The sequence below is a fragment of the Pseudoalteromonas sp. A757 genome, assembly GCF_004103285.1.
Taxonomy (GTDB): domain Bacteria; phylum Pseudomonadota; class Gammaproteobacteria; order Enterobacterales; family Alteromonadaceae; genus Pseudoalteromonas; species Pseudoalteromonas galatheae.
The window spans coordinates 251,670-270,160 of record NZ_QNQN01000070.1; the positions used below are offsets into that span (position 1 = coordinate 251,670).

At 40.9% G+C, this 18,491-nt stretch carries 15 protein-coding genes; 4 read left to right on the forward strand and 11 right to left on the reverse strand.

Annotated elements, in window-relative coordinates:
* Positions 1-695 precede the first annotated feature (695 nt).
* The gene (locus DRB05_RS14110; protein ID WP_128727521.1) at positions 696-1,427 is read left to right on the forward strand and encodes a transporter substrate-binding domain-containing protein; all 732 of its coding nucleotides are present in this window, start codon (positions 696-698) and stop codon (positions 1,425-1,427) included.
* A 152-nt stretch (positions 1,428-1,579) separates the two neighbouring features.
* Here DRB05_RS14110 and DRB05_RS14115 read toward each other — a convergent pair whose 3' ends face one another.
* The 10 genes from DRB05_RS14115 to DRB05_RS14160 all read right to left on the reverse strand — a co-directional run bounded on the left by DRB05_RS14115 (position 1,580) and on the right by DRB05_RS14160 (position 11,194).
* Positions 1,580-2,110 (reverse strand): hypothetical protein, encoded by a 531-nt coding sequence (locus DRB05_RS14115; RefSeq protein ID WP_128727522.1) that lies wholly within the window; start codon positions 2,108-2,110, stop codon positions 1,580-1,582.
* A gap of 68 nt (positions 2,111-2,178) precedes the next feature.
* Positions 2,179-2,415 (reverse strand): serine hydrolase domain-containing protein, encoded by a 237-nt coding sequence (locus DRB05_RS14120; RefSeq protein WP_275669088.1) that lies wholly within the window; start codon positions 2,413-2,415, stop codon positions 2,179-2,181.
* A 78-nt stretch (positions 2,416-2,493) separates the two neighbouring features.
* Positions 2,494-4,008 (reverse strand): cell surface receptor IPT/TIG domain-containing protein, encoded by a 1,515-nt coding sequence (locus tag DRB05_RS14125; RefSeq protein WP_128727523.1) that lies wholly within the window; start codon positions 4,006-4,008, stop codon positions 2,494-2,496.
* A 1,346-nt stretch (positions 4,009-5,354) separates the two neighbouring features.
* Entirely contained in the window at positions 5,355-8,198 is a 2,844-nt protein-coding gene (locus tag DRB05_RS14130; protein WP_128727524.1) for a hypothetical protein, read from the reverse strand.
* Positions 8,199-8,200: 2 nt separating this feature from the next.
* Positions 8,201-8,833, reverse strand: coding sequence for a hypothetical protein (locus DRB05_RS14135; RefSeq protein ID WP_128727525.1), 633 nt, complete (start codon positions 8,831-8,833; stop codon positions 8,201-8,203).
* Between the two features lie 306 nt (positions 8,834-9,139).
* Positions 9,140-9,343 carry a DUF1289 domain-containing protein gene (locus tag DRB05_RS14140; protein WP_128727526.1) on the reverse strand — a complete coding sequence of 68 codons (204 nt, stop codon included), beginning with the start codon at positions 9,341-9,343 and terminating at the stop codon, positions 9,140-9,142.
* Between the two features lie 105 nt (positions 9,344-9,448).
* Positions 9,449-9,610: an I78 family peptidase inhibitor gene (locus DRB05_RS23105; RefSeq protein WP_128727527.1), complete on the reverse strand. Its 162-nt coding sequence runs from the start codon at positions 9,608-9,610 to the stop codon at positions 9,449-9,451.
* A 24-nt stretch (positions 9,611-9,634) separates the two neighbouring features.
* Entirely contained in the window at positions 9,635-10,081 is a 447-nt protein-coding gene (locus DRB05_RS14150; protein ID WP_128727528.1) for an isoprenylcysteine carboxylmethyltransferase family protein, read from the reverse strand.
* 70 nt (positions 10,082-10,151) lie between these two features.
* Positions 10,152-10,664: a Crp/Fnr family transcriptional regulator gene (locus tag DRB05_RS14155; RefSeq protein ID WP_235956703.1), complete on the reverse strand. Its 513-nt coding sequence runs from the start codon at positions 10,662-10,664 to the stop codon at positions 10,152-10,154.
* An 86-nt stretch (positions 10,665-10,750) separates the two neighbouring features.
* Entirely contained in the window at positions 10,751-11,194 is a 444-nt protein-coding gene (locus DRB05_RS14160; RefSeq protein ID WP_128727530.1) for a GNAT family N-acetyltransferase, read from the reverse strand.
* A gap of 549 nt (positions 11,195-11,743) precedes the next feature.
* Between DRB05_RS14160 and DRB05_RS14170 the strand changes: the two genes are divergently transcribed.
* The 3 genes from DRB05_RS14170 to DRB05_RS14180 all read left to right on the forward strand — a co-directional run bounded on the left by DRB05_RS14170 (position 11,744) and on the right by DRB05_RS14180 (position 18,119).
* A complete protein-coding gene (locus DRB05_RS14170) occupies positions 11,744-15,250 on the forward strand; it encodes a S8 family serine peptidase (protein WP_128727532.1) in 3,507 nt (1,168 codons plus the stop codon).
* Positions 15,251-15,395: 145 nt separating this feature from the next.
* On the forward strand, positions 15,396-16,409 hold the full coding sequence (gene adhP / locus DRB05_RS14175) for an alcohol dehydrogenase AdhP (protein ID WP_128727533.1): 1,014 nt from the start codon (positions 15,396-15,398) through the stop codon (positions 16,407-16,409).
* A gap of 108 nt (positions 16,410-16,517) precedes the next feature.
* Positions 16,518-18,119, forward strand: coding sequence for a HAMP domain-containing sensor histidine kinase (locus DRB05_RS14180; RefSeq protein WP_128727534.1), 1,602 nt, complete (start codon positions 16,518-16,520; stop codon positions 18,117-18,119).
* Between the two features lie 5 nt (positions 18,120-18,124).
* On the opposite strand, the gene DRB05_RS14185 is transcribed toward DRB05_RS14180, so the two are convergent.
* Positions 18,125-18,472, reverse strand: a complete 348-nt coding sequence (locus DRB05_RS14185; RefSeq protein WP_128727535.1) for a 2OG-Fe(II) oxygenase — start codon at positions 18,470-18,472, stop codon at positions 18,125-18,127.
* Between the last annotated feature and the right edge of the window lie 19 nt (positions 18,473-18,491).

Here is an 18,491-nt window from a genome sequence, read left to right on the forward strand (position 1 = left end):
TGAGGTCTATAGGCCACATTACTCATGTATTCTGTAGACCTCACACTCTGGAAATGACACTATTTTAGAGAGACATAAAAGCACTAAGTCTCATTTTGTATGCTTGCTTCGCATAAAACTAATGTGATGAGTGTTTTTGTTATTTTTCTCTACTTATTCATAAGATTCTGCACGATTAAAATTAGCAAAAATCATTAAAGTACGTGTCTGATCTTGTTCCCAACTCTTAGTGTGAGATGCCCAACGCAGCAAGATAAAGTATCAAACCGAAATTGAGCCGAAAGTTGGACTGGGCATAAGCGCCACAACAGTATATATTTGAACTATTAGTAGCACTTTGATTGAGAAAAAGCCGCTTGGTAACTCGACATAAGCACGTTAGCAAAATTAACTACTAATAGTATTTTTAGATGAAATGTGGCCCCCAAGGAGCAACGATTTAAAGATAGTGGCTCGGTTCTAACATCAAAATATTGGAGACAGGTAATGCCTCATGTGTGCCAATATCTTACATCTAGATTTTGTTTGTGAAGCGCAATATTCAAGCGATTTAATTTATGCTTTCCAAAATTCAGAAACTAAGCATTCGACGCGGCTCTAACGAAGTGACTTTTGGACAGTGGACATGTGAGCACTGAGGCCAAACACTCACCTGACCTTAGCATATTTTGTACAAGTTATAGTAAGTTGAACAAATGAATAATAGAAAAGCACAGTACAACTTCTGCATATTATTTTCGTTGTTTTTCGGGTCAGCATTTTTTTGCAGTGCCACTCCTGTTAATGATATTCACCAAATTCAAGTGGTGACAGAGCCACTCCCCCCTTATCAGATTGTAAAAGATGGAGAGGTGAGAGGCGTGGTAGCAGAAAAGGTCAGGAAGCTTCTACGTGAACTAGGAAGCGACTCCCAAATACGCGCAATGCCTTGGGCTAGAGCATACAAAACAGCTTTGACCGAACCAGGAACTCTTATTTTTTCTATGGTACGTACACCTGCCAGAGAGGAATTGTTTCATTGGCTCGGTGTACTCGTCAGTACTAAAACTTACCTCGTTACTCTGAAAAGAAGAGACAACATAAAGCTTGAGAAGCTTGAAGAGCTAATTAATTATAAAGCAGGTATAAAGCGCGATGATGTGGTATTTCACTATTTATCGAAGAAAAAGGCGCTAGGTAAGACTGCACTCTTACCCGATACCATCACGACAGTTAAAATGCTACTTAGAGATCGAGTTGACATCATTGCTGTCTCACCGCTTCATTTAGACTATATGTGCTCTAAAATAGGCTGCAAAAGTAGTGACTTTCAATTCTTGCTAGAATTAGATGGTCTCAGTAATGATTTCTACCTTGCAGCAAATAAGCAAATGACACCCGAGCTTGTGAATTTGATTACAGATAAACTTAAAGGATTAACTAATTAATATTCTAACCGCCTTCATAGTTGGAGCTTGCCTACTTTCGCATTAAGTTGAGAGCAAGCGGCTAGTTAGTTTATTTCAAAAAGAGAGCTTTAAAATCTAACCATGTGCTTTCTCAGTAAAGGCTAATGGCTTTGTCTATTATCCCGAGTTATTTATACACCCTGAGGGTAGATAACATTTTCTAACCTATCATCGTCATAAGCATCTGAGTGTGTGAGGTGTCCGTCAAATGGTCCAACTTTATTCACATATCTGCCTTGTTTAAACACTATTTCTAATCCATGCTCTTGTTCCCAATCACATGAACACGTTAATGAAATATAGACTAGCTCGTCTCCACCAGAACGACGCGACACCAATAGCGCATTACCAAATTGAATATGCTTCCAAACATCAGCTGCATTGGGTATTTCGACATACCAATCATCCTCTGGTACCAAATGCACAAAGATGTCTTTGTAATACTGATAGATGTAATCTTGCGAGGCTCTCAAGACGGATTCATCAATTGCCAAAAAGTTTTTGATCGCTTCATGAAACTCATCCTTTTTTTTATCTTCTTCGTACTGCTCTAATATAAATTCAACCAGCTTCCCACCGAGCCCTTTAATTTCAATTGGTTTGCTCCGCAAATCGCCGTATCTATCTTTTTCAAGAATTCCTAGTAGGGGGGCTTTAATCACTATTCCATTCCTTATACAAAAGAGGCTTTGTTTTCCATCAAAAGTGACTCAAACACGAAAGCTGAAATCTAGCCAAAATAGTTACCGGTATCCGCTTCTTCAAAACCCGCCCGATGACTTAATAAGGCACGAATTGTAATAGGTGCTTCAAAGGTGTAAGGTATTTTAAGTTCACTTATATATTCATTAATAACGGTATCTATAGATAGTTTACCCTGTTCCAGCAGCTGCATTACTGCAAGTACAGTCATTGTTTTGGTCGTAGAACCGATGCGAAATAATAGCAGATAGCGGCTGACACCCACGACAAACTTGAACCGTTTTTTCTATATCTTTGAGGCGGGTGTCTGAATCTTCTTTAGTCAACTATTGCTCTCTATTTTTTAGCGTGCTTGCACCCGATACCGAACCTTATTACTCATTCCAACATTATTCGTTAATTGTAATATGCCTTTTGTCATACCTGTTGGTATCGTAAATGTAAGGCTTGATTGTGTATGAGTTGAAGGAACAAGTGTTTTATTTCCCATTACGATACGAGTTTTATCATCAAACCCCACTCCCTTAAGCTCGTATTGTTCACCTTCTTGAACTTTGATTGAGGCATATCCAAATATTAACGGTGAACCCGCTTTGTATGGCTTTATTCGCACTTCATTAGAACGCTTATTTCGAGTATAAATAAATGCCTTATATTTACGAGGTGGTAGATTGAGTTCAAAGATTAGTTCTGAATTAGTGTGCGATGTTGGCGCAATATTATAAATTTCTTCACCGTTATAGATAACCACTTTTGGATTCTCCAGCCCGGCAAAGTCATCGCCAGTAAATACAACACTATCGCCGATACGATAAATTCGAGGCAATGAATAGCCATTGTAATAACCGGCTTGAGAGGATATTTGTACACTTGGTGAGTCGCTTAATCTAAAACCTCGCACTCGCTCATACGGCTCGGCATCATAAATATCTAAAACTTTGTCACCATCATTATCTAGGTCGATGAAATCCTCAACACCGTCTTTGTCAGAGTCTTCAGGCCCCCCTTTCGCATTGAGTTTTTCGTCGGCATCCGCTATGCCGTCATTATCAGAATCAAGATCCAAAAAGTTTAATTTATCATCTTGGTCTGCATTTCCTGAGCCTTCGCGTTCATCATTAATGCCGTCGCCATCACTGTCTAAGTCCAATAGATTAATTACCCCGTTATTGTCTTCATCGAGTGTAGTACTTTGCTTTACGTAATATTCATAGAAGTCATGAATAGAGTCTCTATCGGTGTCAATACGAGTTGGTTCAATACCAATTGCATATTCTGCATGATCATCAATACCGTCGGTGTCATTATCTCTAAATACGTAAATTTCATAGGAATAGTCGGGCGCACCACCTGATAAATCATCGATGACACTCAAGTTGAATTTTCCATCATGGGGTATTTTAGTCAGTATATGCGCCATTTTTAGCGCACTATGAGTATGGATCTGCGATGAGTTGATCACAAAACCGCCTTGCTCGGAAAAGTACACTTTAGGCTTAAAATTAGCTGACTTATAGGTAATACGAGCTGAGATATAGTCGCCCTTATTTGCACTAAACTGATACAAATCACCATTATCACCCGCATTTGAAATAACCCCCTTTACTTTGAACGGAAGTTGATGCGCAACTTTTACCGCGTTACTGGGGTTATCGTTAGGTTCAACCTCGACGATTTCGGGATAACGAGCGCGCTGACTATCAAATGGAAACTCATCATGCTCATCTAATACACCATCACCATCTTCATCTTTGTTTTGCCAAGTGCCTTTAGCTGGTTCGATCAAACCATTTTGTGGAGTTGCAAATACAGTTGTACTTACCAATGCGAGTGCCAATAAAATGCATCGTGATATCATAAACAATCCTTATTAATGTTAAATTCTCTCAAGTTTTTCGTCCGGCTTCCTGCTTCACACTTTCATTGAAGGCTTTTAGTAGAATACACAGGGTACTTTCGTTACTTTCTCTTCCTATATGCCATTTCTAACGCTAATTTTTCATGAGCATCCAACTTGTCAACTAACTGCTTTTCAGTGTTCTTGCCTTGTTGGTAATCGACTTCTAACTTCAAAAGCTTGAAAGTTTGACCTAGAACGCTGAGATATAAGGGGGAATTACTTATTCGGCTTCTCTTCAAATTAATTAGTAGTTCATTTAGATAGCTAAAGGCTGCCCCAGATAAATTCTTACTAACGATATTCTGCATCAATAAAGTATCCAAATATTCAGGGTAAGGAGGCGGTTTTTTTACATAAAACTTAACTCTTAAGCTAGCCTCATTCGGTAACGTATTAAAATATTCAATTCATATTTCACTGTACTCATAGCAAGTTTTTACCGATGAAATTGAAGGCATCAGTAGCTTCACAACATCTTGTTTTTCTTTTTGTTCAGCTTCGTAATCAGTGATAGCGAGTAACACCCCCACCAAAGTAGCAATGAGCGTTAGAAGAAAATTTATACCTAGACTAAAACGCTCCGTAATAGCCCTGAATCTGGGAAAAAACAAATGTACTTAGCAAATCCAGGCTAGTTGTAACTATTATGCAAAACATTCATTTCCTTTTAAATAGAAATTTGATCTATTCAGAATGATTCACGCTCATCGCTAAATTTAGCTGATAGCAGGGCATTAATTATCCGAACAGGTTGAGCTAACATTATAAAAGCCAGAAAGCGCGTTATTCTAGCAAATAACTAAGCAATAGAGATCAGCATGAGTAAACATATCATACTTTTTATTTAGCTCACTTTTAAAACGATCTATCTGTGTAGCTCATCTATATTGCCCAAAGTTTGCTTTTAACATTTGATGCGCTCTACGCTAAAACTGACCTCTGCGCCGCAATTTTTGATTATTGCCTAGTTTAATTTGTCCACAGTGGGCTTCAGTGATGATGTAAGAAATAAGTTTTGGCAAAAAACACCAAACCGACTACTAGAAGCACAGTAATAAGCATTCATGCTTATTAAGCGGTATGCGCTTTGAATTTACCCGTTTTATATCCAAATGCTGCCCCCCCGCTTTCAGGACAGGATCGAACTTTAAAGTAACGAGTAATGGGATTTTATGACTTGATTGTGCTTCGCAATTTCTAGGTCATTATAATGAACACTATCACGCATTTAGAGTGAATTGAAAATCCTAGAATCGATGTTAATATCAAACATAATCTTATAGACGTTTTGCAATGTAATGACGTTAATCTTGTATAGCACCTATAAATGCAAGTACAAAAGGCTCGACCTGAGCAGTATGCTGACGCATTATCGCTACACTATTTTTAACTTTATTTGCTATTTGCTGTTTAGTTGATGAGCATTGTTCCTGTTTACTCGCATTATCATCAGCGCAGTCGCCAAGTCCTTCGTAAAATCTCGCCAGCAAATAAATATTTTCTAAAACGCCATTCGCAACTTGACCTCTACTACTCTTAAGCTCTTGCGTATTTTCTAATATCTTTTCGGTACTTTTCTGTGCGTCTTCTAGTCCTAAAAATGGCTTATCCGTATGAGTGTCAGACTTCTCTAAATCAGCTAAAAACGCCATTTGTTTCACTAACTCATTCCTCAGCGGTAAGGTATGTTGAGACAAAAAAGATGTATACACTTTTTCACTTGTTGATTGAGTAGCAGCCTCACTCACTCCGCTTGGTACGTAAGTTGCCAGCTTAGAGATATTTGACTTTTTGATATTAAAAAGAGCAATGCTTTTTATTGAGTCAATCATTTCTTTCTTATCTTCAGAATACTGCTTGATATACCAGTTTCCTATGTCATCTTTAGCAACCACATAATTAACATCCCCGCCACCTTTAACAGCAACACGGTTTATATTGTGCCAGTTCTGGTTGTCTAACTCTTGTAAAATGGCATTACTTGATTGTACAAGACTTCTGTTTAAGAACTTCTTTCTTTGTATAAGCTCAAATTCATTCAACAAGGTCGTTGACCTCATTGTCATCCTGATCGCATCTGAAGTTGCCCGAAGAAATGAATTTTCTGAACGAAAATATCTCGCGGTTTCCAACGCTTTATTGAGCTGTTTAACTTGCTCTGTGTCTCCGCGTTTATCCGCCAACACCCGCTCCACTGCGAGATGGTACATTAAGCTATCCCATACTTGCTCAGTATTAAGCTCGCTGTTTAACTGGTCGTTTTCATCAAAACTAGGTAAGTTATGTTCTGTAGTTGCTTCTTGCAATTGAGACAGATAATTCTCCAAAACCTCCTTCATCTCACTCAGTGACTCAGGAGCTGTACCTGCTGGATCTGGGTAGTTACTTTTAATACAGTTAGTTATATTCTTGGCACGCCAATTAACCGACATCTCTGTATCGTCAGATTCTACCGTTAGACAACTTGTTCTCAATGTCGTCTTTAAACGCTCTAAAACATCGCAGCGAGATCTATTATTAGCAACACATGTTGTATAGGGCTTCAAACGCTCTTCGCTATCTAACCAAAGCGCCAAATCTTCGGTTACATTAGTTATTCCAGCCTCTGACCTTATGGTGTTTGAAATTGCATTTTTCAGCAACTTCGCGTTGTCACCATTGTTCCGTGTAGTAAACTGGTTTTGTCTCTCAATGTCATTAGTGAGTACCTTGGTTGAATTTCCTATCGCCTGAAGCACGGCTATAAACTTCTTAATTCGTTGCGGGTTATTTTCACCACTGTTACTGTCATCATCAAGATTTGCATTACCATGAAGTAAAACAAGGTTATTTGCTAGAAATAATATTTTCTCTGAAAAGCTTTTTAAGTCAGATTGAAATTCACGCTTTACATCTTCGGCAGACTCACAATTAGGCTTTTTTTCTTCATAGCAGCCACGATAGTAAAATTTTTTATAATCATGTATCACAGCCTCTAAACCCCGACTAGCATCAGTTCCTAATCCTCTGATCAAAATCAACTCTTGATCAGGAAGTTGGGTCATTTTACCTTCCAGCCTGCCACCATCATCAGGCGCTTTTGCCACCCGCTGCTCCATGGCCGGCGAAGTAATATTTAACGGGGCCAATGCATTTTGTGCAGCAATCACACAATCTGCATATGCCATAAGGTCAGCGCTTGTTTCTAAATCAGAGGGGCATTTTTGAAGTCCTAATGCCTTTACCTTAACCAGATCAACCTTTTCTTTAAATATGTTAAGTAGCCAACTTTTTAACTCGGCTAGTTCTCCCGGTTTGAATGGTATATCACCGCCACTTTGTTCCATTTCATTTAGTGAAATTGCAGTTTTAGCCGCTGCGAGTACGCTTCCATTCACTGCTTGCCATGCAGCATCGAAAGATTGACCAAGATCCCGTAACTTATCTAAAATCTGTTGTGCTTTCTCTTCTTTAAACTGATTTTCGCGTAGCAAACTTTTTATTTCTTTGCGCAGGCTTTCATCTTGCTCTAAATTTGAAAGTATTTTCCGACTTGTGCAGTCACCTTTACGTTCTGACTTGCAAAACACAGTGCTGAAGTTGGTACCTCCCCCCTCTTTTGAGGGAGCAATGAAAAACCTTACCGCATTGATTTCATTGGATTTTTCAATAGACTTTTGTGCAAAAATCCTCTCAATAAACTCAGCATCCCCCGCTTCACTTGGAAGGTATTTGTCGTAAACCTCCTCCTGATATTGAAGCTTTCGAATCAGTAGCTCGTAATCGTGATAGAAAACTTGCAGCGCAGTCTGCTCATTGGTGTACATGTGTAGTATTTCGTTGGCAAGATAGTAGGTTATTTTCCTTTCATTTTCGGGATAAACTCCTGCCCCTAGATATGTACGGTAGCTATCCACTTCAATGGGATCAATCCTTCTACATAACTCTGACGATACAGGGTTTAATTCATCGTCACATTGATAGGTATCTCGTATAAAACCCAGCATAGGCCTAGCAGCGCTAACCATTGCAGCAACTTGATCTAAACGTTCAGGCGCTTGACTATTTAGTGGACCGTTATAAACATCGACTTCTATTAATAAAGTTGAGCACCCAGTTATCATCATCGCAATAGGGAGAAGCAGTGTTAATCTATTTATCTTCATCATTTCTATCCTTCTGCACATAAACTAGGTGAGTTGCGGCAAAAGCCTTCGAGTAGCTGTCTTTCTTGCGCTATAGACAAAAGTTCGTCCATCAAGCGGCGGTTGATCGGATCACTTGCTTTGGTCTGCTCAAAACTTAGTAAATCTCCCATCGCGCTATCGATAGCTGAAAAGAAATTGTGAGGTGTGGATCCCATAACGATAACGAGACGGTGGTTTTCAGGGCCCTCTCTAACCCCTTCAGGCCCCATTAATACGAACTTTCGCCTAGCACTGGTTACTTGAGTCCCACCCTTAGCATCTGCACTTAACCCTTGGTTTGTCATTTCCACTTTACTGGTTAACGTATCAATCGCTTCCGCAGGAACCCAACCCGAAGCAAATTTCATGTCACTGAGTAGATTAGACTGGCCTCTAACCGTTATTCTGTAAAATGTGGGAGAAATTTGATTTATTGGATCAAACACTCCTAAGTAATAAACTTGATAAACTTCACCTGTAACTGTATGGGTAGACAGGTAGGAACCACTCGCCCCAGCTATCGCCCCAACAACCCCAGCTTCTTGAGGTGTTAATCCGCAACCACCAAGAGCTGTACAGAAAAACAAAGCAGATAATTTTGTGTGGACATGTCTCATACTAACTTCCCTATCTATATGAATATAAAGTTGTCTACAGAATGAAGTTTAAGTAAAGGCAATAAATAGGTATTTTTCAACCAAAAATGTAACTATTTGTTAGTGTTAAGTTTCAAGTTTATCAACATGGATACTTCAGGTTTTGGGTGATATGGAAAAATAAATCTTCTGGGCACTTTATACGTGAAAAACCATCAATAGAATTTCAGTTTAAAAGTCTCTATTGATGATTCGAGATTGGAAATAGTTTGCCCATAACAGCGCTCTTGATGACCAAGTTGGTTCGGTCCCAATCATCAATTTCATTTAATTTCCTTTATATTTTTGAGCATATTGTCGTTTGCGCCTAGTACAATGCGCTAAGACTTCAAGCCTTTCATCTTCGCTGTAACTTGTCCAGCTGGTAATCTCATCCAACGTTCTAAAGCACCCCAAGCACACATCCTTATCATCCAAACAACACTTTCTGATGCAAGGGGATTGGACCGAATTACAACTTGAGTGTGACATCATAGCTCCTTCAAATAGATTTACTCAAAATAGCTTGCCGGAAAGAAATACTTTAACTGGACCAAATACACCGCCTTCGCCAATCAATATACAAACTGGGTGGAACTATCCCCACCACATCCGCACGACCTGTTGCGCATCGTTTATTTCAATATTGAGTCGCTGAGGTTGGTGGTCTTGAGTAAGCATGTCTCCAGATTGGTACACTCTAATTACTTTTCCAACAATTGTTTGTAGGGATTTTGAATAATCAATATCTTGCACCATTTTATCCTCATCTATGCTTGGAATTTAAAGCCAGCGACGCACTCGACCTCGATAGCGTAAATACGCATCTCCAAAAGTTTGTTCCATCATTTTTTCTTCAAACCGAATGTACCATCTGTCGGCGATAAGTAAAAAAGTAATCACAAACAAAAATGACACAAGTGCACCACCGGTCAATACAGCATAGCCTAGTAATGCAATGACAAAGCCCAGATACATGGGGTTGCGGGTATATTGAAATACCCCAACTTCCACCAATTTATCAGGCTTATTGAAAGTCATAATATTGGTCTCTTCCTTCGCGAATATCGTGCTGCCCGACTTGGCCAGTGCAAACCCCAAAGCAATCGGTACTAACCCTAATAGATTGAAAGGGTAATAAATAAAATGTGGCGCTGCAGCCAACCAACACCCCACAGGCATCAATATGACAAATAAAAACAGTAAAATAGGAGGCAGTAACTTTTTCATGATGTTATTCCTTATCTTTAGGACAATAATTAGAGATAAGGTAATGCGAATTTTATTGCTGTGCCTTAACCTATGTTAAGCCAAGCTCTTTTCTAATTCTCGACAGTGATACATCCGTGATCCCAAGGTACATCGCGATATGACGCAAAGCAACCGAACGGCTTAACGCTTGATTTTCTTGGGTAAAGCGTAAGTACCTTTCCTTCGCACTTAACTGAAGTAACGCCGCTTCTCGCTTCTCTTTTTTAAGTACCAACTGCTCATAAATCTTGCGTACAAACCGTCCCCAGTTGAGGTTTTGCTCAGATATTGTGACTAAGTCAGCATAGCGAATTTCGGCAATAACACAGTCTGTTAGCGCTTGCGTTGAAAATGGACTCGGCTGTGCTTCCAGGTAACAAGATAAACAAGAGAATGCCCCGCCCTTTTGTAGCAAAGATTTATTCCGTTCATTGCCCTTTTCATCTAGGTAGAAATAACGTCCATATCCATCTAATAAGAAATAAACACTCGAGATTTTCTCACCCTGTTCGAATAGTATCGTATCGGCTGTGATATGGCCGATTTTTATATACGGAGCCATAAGAAGCCAATCCTCGAGTGAGAAGTCCACTAACCGCCCATATACAGCTAACCAATTTTGATAATTTTCGTTACTTGTTTTAGACATTAGTGTAAGTGCTTTTCGAATAATAACAGGACTCTATTGTCGAAAGGCATCGTATCGAACTGCTGATATCCAAGCTTTTGGTATATATGCTGTGCTCGCGTATTATCTGCAAAAACATCCAGCCAAATACGTGTTATACGCAACTCTTCTAACACGTATTTTTCCATCTGTTTTATCGCTTCTTGCCCTATTCCCAGTCCCTTTTTGGCAACCACGATACGGCGAAACTCAACACTTTTTCGATCTGGGTCAATAGCTAAAATAATAAAGCCAACTATTTCACTACCCGAATGGATAGTTAAATAGCGTAAATCGGTATCAACGAATTGAGATTGGTGAGTCGAAAGCGAATTGCTTATTATGAATTGGCTGTTGTCTGCAGTACTTTCCATAGTAACAAACTTGCTAAGGTGTACGCTTTCACTTACCGAGAGTCTAAGCATGTAATTCCTTAATTAAACATTTGAATCTCCATATCTTAAGGTCAATTAAGTTAATTCTCAAACGACTAAACGATAACGAGGGGGTTACTGTTATCAGTGCAATAAAAACCTCAACCTACTACCATACTCACGTATTCAAATAGTTAAGTAAAAAGTAGCCTTTAGTGCGGCCTAGCGATCTCATACAGCCTGATAAAAAGTGTTAATAAATACTTTTTATACACCAAAATTAGTGCTATGAAGCTGCATCCGTTTGCAGAAAACGTTCACGACTTAACATAAATGATTTGAACAAAATATATCCATAAAATCCATAACAGTACGCTCCATCATAATTTCATTCCTAGCAAGAGTAAGTATCTACATCACTGAAAGCTATTAAAAACACAGTAAAAATTAACCTTTTAATAAAAACAACCACAAATTAAATTCTATTTTTCGTAACAAAAAGTTGAAATGACACCCAAAAAGGAACTATATTTGTTCAACTCCTGAAATAGGATGTAAATAAAACAATTAAAACCATAACAAGTCTGATGGGGAAATCCGATGTCAACTCTAAACAAGTCAGCACTCACCATCGCTGTATTGACTGCTTTATCGTCTTCTACAGTTACCGCTGCTACGTACGATCAATATAACTTTGAAAACAAACCTTCTTTACAAAGCCAACATCCCGATTTAAGAAACAAACAGACAAGGAAATCTACTCAAAACGTCGTTACATGGTTAGTAAAATTAAATACACCTTCAATTGCAGAACAAAACTTGGCTGGCGTTGCCGCTCAAAATGCGATATCAAGTATTCAGCAGTCTCAGCAAAGCGTTGAAGCTGCAATTGCTTCAGTAAGTCAATCGCTGCAGGTTGTCGCCAAAACATCCAAACTCTCAAATGCTATTGTTGTTAATGGCGAAGAATCTGAAGTTCACAAACTTCTTGCAAATCCGCAAGTCGATTCTGTATTACCAGTATATGATTACAAACTGACCGTAGCTGATAGTGCAGACTACATAAAAGCAACTCCTTTAGTAGCTTCAGGGGAAGCGACAGGCGAGGGCGTTCGTGTTGCAGTACTTGATACCGGTATTGACTACACACACAAAGCTTTTGGTGGCGCAGGTACAGCCGCTGCTTATGAGGCTGCAGCAAGTAATCCAGCCGATACACCCGCTTGGCCACAAGGCTCAGTTCTGGGTGGATATGACTTCATCAATAACGATCCCGATCCGATTGATGCTGGCACTAACCATGGTACACACGTTTCCCATTCAGTAACGGGGATCGCACCAAATGTAGAGTTATTTGTTTATTCAGTTTGTGATAATGATAGCTGCCCGGGTTTAGCGCAGCTTCTAGCATTAGAGTCTGCAATGGATCCAAATGGCGATGGCGATATTTCTGACCGCGTCGACGTCGTAAACATGTCACTAGGCGGAGACTTTGGTGATAACCGCGCAGGTGCCGTTCAAGAACTGATTGATAAAGCGGTTATGCTTGGCACTAACGTTGTTATTTCAGCGGGTAATGATGGCCCAACACCATTTATCGTTGGTGGTCCAAGTACAACTGACAATGCACTATCAGTAGGTGCAATGGAACACTCTGTCATTAAAGGTCAACAGATTTTAGCAACATTAATGGGAGAAACAATTGAAGCAGGTGCGGCAAGCTTCAACCCAGAAGGCTTTGATGAGTTTGAGTTCGACAGCACAACCACACCACTGGCGTTCGTAGAAACAGAAAAAAACGACAAAGGAGAGGCAACCTCTGTTGCTTGTGATCCTTTTGCAGACGATGTGGATTTTACAGGCAAAGCAGTCCTTGTTGACCGAGGAGCCTGTAATTTCACTCAGAAAGTGCTAAATGCCCAAGCGAAAGGCGCTAAACTAGTGATGATAATCAACAATGTCGAGGGTGGTGGCCCAACCGAGCCTGGCGGAAGTGCTCCTGGCATTGAAATACCAACAATTGGTTTAAGCTACAGTCAAGGTAAGGCACTAAAAGAACAACTATTGGCGGGAAACAATGTTGCCTATAATGTAAGCGCCACAGTCATCCTTAAAGAAGGCATGATTGCATCATTTACCTCTCGCGGACCTTCAATTAGTGGTCGCTTAAAACCAGAAATCACAGCCCCGGGCGTTAGCATTATGACTGCACACCCAGGTCTTGGTGATGGACTCACACCGGCAAGCGGCACATCATTCTCAGGCCCTATTACAGCCGGTGCCATGAGTATGCTTAAGGAGGCATTGCCTAACCGCAATGGCTTTGAGTTAAAAGCGACATTAATGAATTCCGCAAACTTAGATGTAACCGTTGAACCTCGTTCGCAAAACCCAAATGCAGCGCTTGCACCAATCAGTTATATAGGCTCTGGACTTGTAGATGTAGAAAAAGCAGCGAACCTGCCTGTTGCAGCTTGGGCTGAAGATACGATGCAAGCGGCGCTGTCATTTGGCTTGGTTTCACTATCAGAAACCTCATCTATCACCAAAAAGGTAGTCGTTAAAAACTTCTCGAATCAAGAGCAGACCTATACTCTAGCTTATGAGCAGCGTTTTGCCGATGATGCTGAGCGCGGCGCGCTTAGTATGACTTATCCTGAGTCGATAACGATCCCTGCAGGACAAACCATTTCGTTTGAAGTTACGGCAACCATAGATCCTTCTAAACTGCCTGAGTGGACATTAAACTCTGCTAACATGGCATTCTTGGATGCTACACACGACCTTACAACATTAGAGCTTGATGGCGCATTGAACTTCATGTCTGGCGACGAAAAAGCGCTGCACTTGGTTTATCATGTACTACCTAAGGCTGCCGCTAACGCACAAGTCATGCCTGTAGTTGATGATAAGGGCGCTAGACACGTATTAACCAATACTGGTGCCGCTACATTAGAGCCGTTTTTTGCTCCAACTGTTGCTAAAGATGAAGCTGGCGATAGTGAACGCTTGGATATAATTGGTGCATCAGTGGAAACGCTTTCAATTCCTGCAAGTGTCTGTGAGAGTGGTTATATGCTGTTTACTACTATGATTACTAATCAGCCTATAATTCACACTTATCAGGGCGGCTTTATGGCCGACTTTGATTTACCAGCAAAAGGCGAAACTTCTCCAGATGGTAATTATGATGTAACAGTTCAAAACGGTAAACGAGAATGGTTTGGCAACTTCTTGTCTGGTAGTGCTATTACATTCACTCACCCGTATGGCTCAGCAAGCGGTTCAATTACTAATATTCATTTTGCATCAGGTAATAATTTCGTCACTATGAGCAGTTGTGCCGGCGCATTTGGTCTTACAGCCGAGCAAGTCGCGACTGGAGTTGAAGCGAAAATTCGTTTCCGCACAGAAGAGGAAACCTGGACACCAATCCCTTCTAACTCATTAGATGAAGCTTTCGCAAATAGCTTTATGATAAAAGCACCAGCGATGGAAGCAGCTACAACTGAAGCGGAAGGCTTAGCGATGTTAGTTGATGATGCTGGTAATGAGGTAACAGAGCTAGCTCCTGGCGAATCAGCAAACTTAACTTTCTCCGACCATGACTTCATGATGCTATCAAGTAATGGAGCGGTGCCTGTTGTTGTCTCTCCATCAGAAGAGTCTAAGAAAGCACCAATCATTACCGCAGATCAGGCATTCTCTGTCGAGGAAAACACTGCGGTAGACACTGTTATTGGACAGCTAGAGGTTGAATACGCATCTGACTTTGCAAACCCGGTTTCCGAGTTTATTGTTATTGCTTCTTCTTCATCAGCAATCACAGTTAATTCATCGGGAGAGGTCATTGTCGCCAATAGCGAACAACTAGACTTTGATTCAGGACTAGAAAGCGTTGAGCTTGAGGTTGTGGCGACTGATACCGGTGGTAATGTATCTGAACCTACGAAAATTATGGTCGAGGTAACAAACTTAATGGATGAAGAGTCAGAACAGCCGACTCCAGATCCAACGCCGACACCGGCACCATCAAACTCTTCAAGTGGTTCACTATTTTGGTTACTACTAGCGGCACCACTGGCGTTGCTACGTAGAAGAAAATAACCCACTACTCTTTGTAATCAAGTAATCAAATGGCGGGCATTATGCTCGCCATTTTTGTTTACTCTCACCTTATTCGTTGTTTCGGATCAAATTGTTCCTAGTTATAGCTGCTAAGCTACTATCAACTCAATCAAGGAGCAAAGAGATGAAAGCAGCGTTAGTGCACCAATTTAAACAACCGTTAGAAATTCAAGAAATTGAGAAACCGCAACTTACTCACGGGTCGGTCATCGTTGAAATAGCCGCCTGTGGTGTTTGTCACACTGACTTACACGCCTGCCATGGCGATTGGCCAGTTAAGCCTAAATTACCACTTGTGCCTGGTCACGAAGGTGTGGGTACAATTATCGAAAAAGCTGACGATGTTAAACACCTAGCCGTTGGTGATAGAGTCGGTGTACCTTGGCTACATAGCGCCTGTGGTCATTGTGAACACTGCCTCAAAGGCGACGAAAACTTATGTCCGGAGCAGTTAAATAGCGGCTATTCCGTCGATGGTGGTTACGCACAGTACTGTAAAGCCGATGCCAACTATGTGGTAAAAATCCCTGAAGGCTTATCATTTGTCGATGCAGCACCTCTGTTCTGCGCGGGCGTCACCACCTACAAAGCACTCAAAGTATCAAAAGCGAAACCTGGTGATTGGGTCGCCATTATTGGAGTCGGTGGCCTTGGCCACTTAGCAGTTCAATACGCCAAAGCGATGGGGCTGAATGTGGTTGCGGTTGACACTGGCGAATCAAAATTAGCACTGGCAAAAGATCTTGGTGCCGATTTATGTATCGACTTCAAACACAGCGATCCCGCGGAGTGGATGCAAAATAAACTAGGGGGCGTCCAAGCCGTAGTTTGTACTGCGGTCTCGAAGCCTGCATTTACCACATCATTTAACAGCGTGAAGCGAGGCGGTACATGCGTACTCGTTGGTTTACCACCAGAAGAAATGCCTATTCCCATTTTTGATACTGTGCTTAAAGGTATTAGTGTGGTTGGCAGCATCGTTGGTACCCGCCAAGATCTCGCTGAATGCTTGCAGTTTGCCGCTGAGGGCAAGGTAAAGGCCATTATTGAAACCAAACCACTTGAGCAAATAAATCATGTATTTGACGATATGCTCAATAGTGATATTAACGGCAGAGTCGTACTTACCTTCGACTAAGCCTATCAAACAGCCAAAACTTGGAATAACAACGGCTAGAGAACAAGTTGTTATTCTGAGCTCTGGTTAACTATACTTTACGTATTCGAGTCCAAAATCGTTGAATACATGGCAGCTAGTCAAAGCAACATACTCCACCCAAGTCAGTCGTTTAGCTTTAAGTACTTCTACCATATATCAGCGCTCTCCATGCTGCTGTTTTTTCTTTCTGTAGTGTTCACATTTTTGGCATTCATCAATAAAGAAGCGCAAGAGCAAGAAATAGAAAGAAATTTTAATCTTGTTCGATTATCCCAAGAGTTAAGACTCAGCTCAGATCAACTCACCATGATGGCTCGGGCTTATGCCGCCACAGGCAACTCTAAGTTTAAACAATTTTTCGATGAGATCTTAACGATCCGTAGCGGCACTTCCCCCCGCCCTAAGCATTTGCACCGCGTCTATTGGGATATGTTGCTGGTCAAAGAAGGTCAAGCACCATTTGAAAAAGAAGCACCAAAAGCGCTGCTGACATTATTATTAGAAAACGGAGTTTCTACGGATGAATTAACTATGTTGCGAAGTGCAGAGGATAAAAGTGAAGCACTCGTGTTACTTGAGCGTGAAGCCTTTGAACTCGTAGCTGCAGGGAAAAATCAGCAGGCCCTCAAGGTTTTGTACAGCGAGGCTTACCTACAAAGTAAAGTACAAATAATGACCCATATCAATGCTTTTTTAGAACGCAGAGAACAGGATTTCAGCTCACTCCTTGCAAGCAGCAATAAAAAGGTAAAGTCTTATTATGGCGCTGCGTTTGTTTGTTTTATCTTGCTATTGCTTAGTCTCATCGCGTTGTACAACTCTCGTTCGGCCATCCGTAAAAGTATTATTGATTATCTAAATACAGAGGTAAAAAGCCAAACTGAAGAGTTAATCGAAAAAAACAAAGCACTTAATAACGCGATTAGTGAACTCAGCGAGACTCAAAAACGCCTGATAAACGCTGAAAAGTCAGCAACGCTGGTGCGATTGATCCCGGGGCTTGCCCATGAGATTAACACACCGATTGGCGTCGCTATGACAGCTTCAAGTAACCAGCTCTTGCTTGTTGAAGGGGTAAGACAAAGGGTCAATAAAAATGAAATCGCCAAGTCTGCTTTATTACATTCGATAGAAAATATCGAGAGTTGTGCCAAGCTCGTCGTCAATAGTACAGAGCGAATAACTGGTATTATCGACAAGCTCAAAATAATCACCAATACTGGATTTGAAGGAGAGGTAAAGCCTGTTTACTTACAGCCACTTATCACACGATGTGTGAGTGAGCTTGCCAATCAACACCCACACATTGATATCACCCTAGACATACCTGAGGCACTTGCTATCACCGCGCCTGAAAGGTTGTTACAGCAGGTTTTCCAACCTGTGATTGAAAACGTATTTTACCACGCCTTTACTGATAACTCAGTACAAAGCCCGTGCGTGATTATATCGGCTCAGGCCTCAAAGCTTGGATATACGATTAAAGTCACCGACAACGGCGGAGGTATTCCACATGAAATCAAAGATACAATATTTGATCCCTTTGTCGTCGGTAATCGCACACAAAAAGGCTTGGGCTTAGGGCTAAGTGTTGCGCTCGCTATTGTCACTCAGTATTTTAATGGTGCAATTGAATGTGAGACAGAGTCTAATTCCGGAACATGCATTATTATCAAGTTGCCGAGCTAGTCGCGCTAACGAACCCAGCCGATACTTAACAACACTCGAGTACCCGCTTCTACTTTTGAAACAGAATGCTCTGATTTATCGGGTCTAAAAAGTTTGATGCGACTGCTGCTATAAAGCGGCGCTTTACACTTAAATTCACCTCCTGACTTCGCCCGCTTTAAAACTATATTTAGCCTGAAATGTTTCCCTGAAACGACTTTATCGGTATGCAGTGGTACTTCGCATCCGGTCGGAAACTTCAGTAAATACATATCAAACTTAACTGGCCACATCGCGGTTGCTAGTAACATTTTTTGATAACCCGACTGTTGTCTGCCAAGTTGCCAGCGAAAATACTTTGGTTTACTTTCCATAAATACACACTTTAAGCTT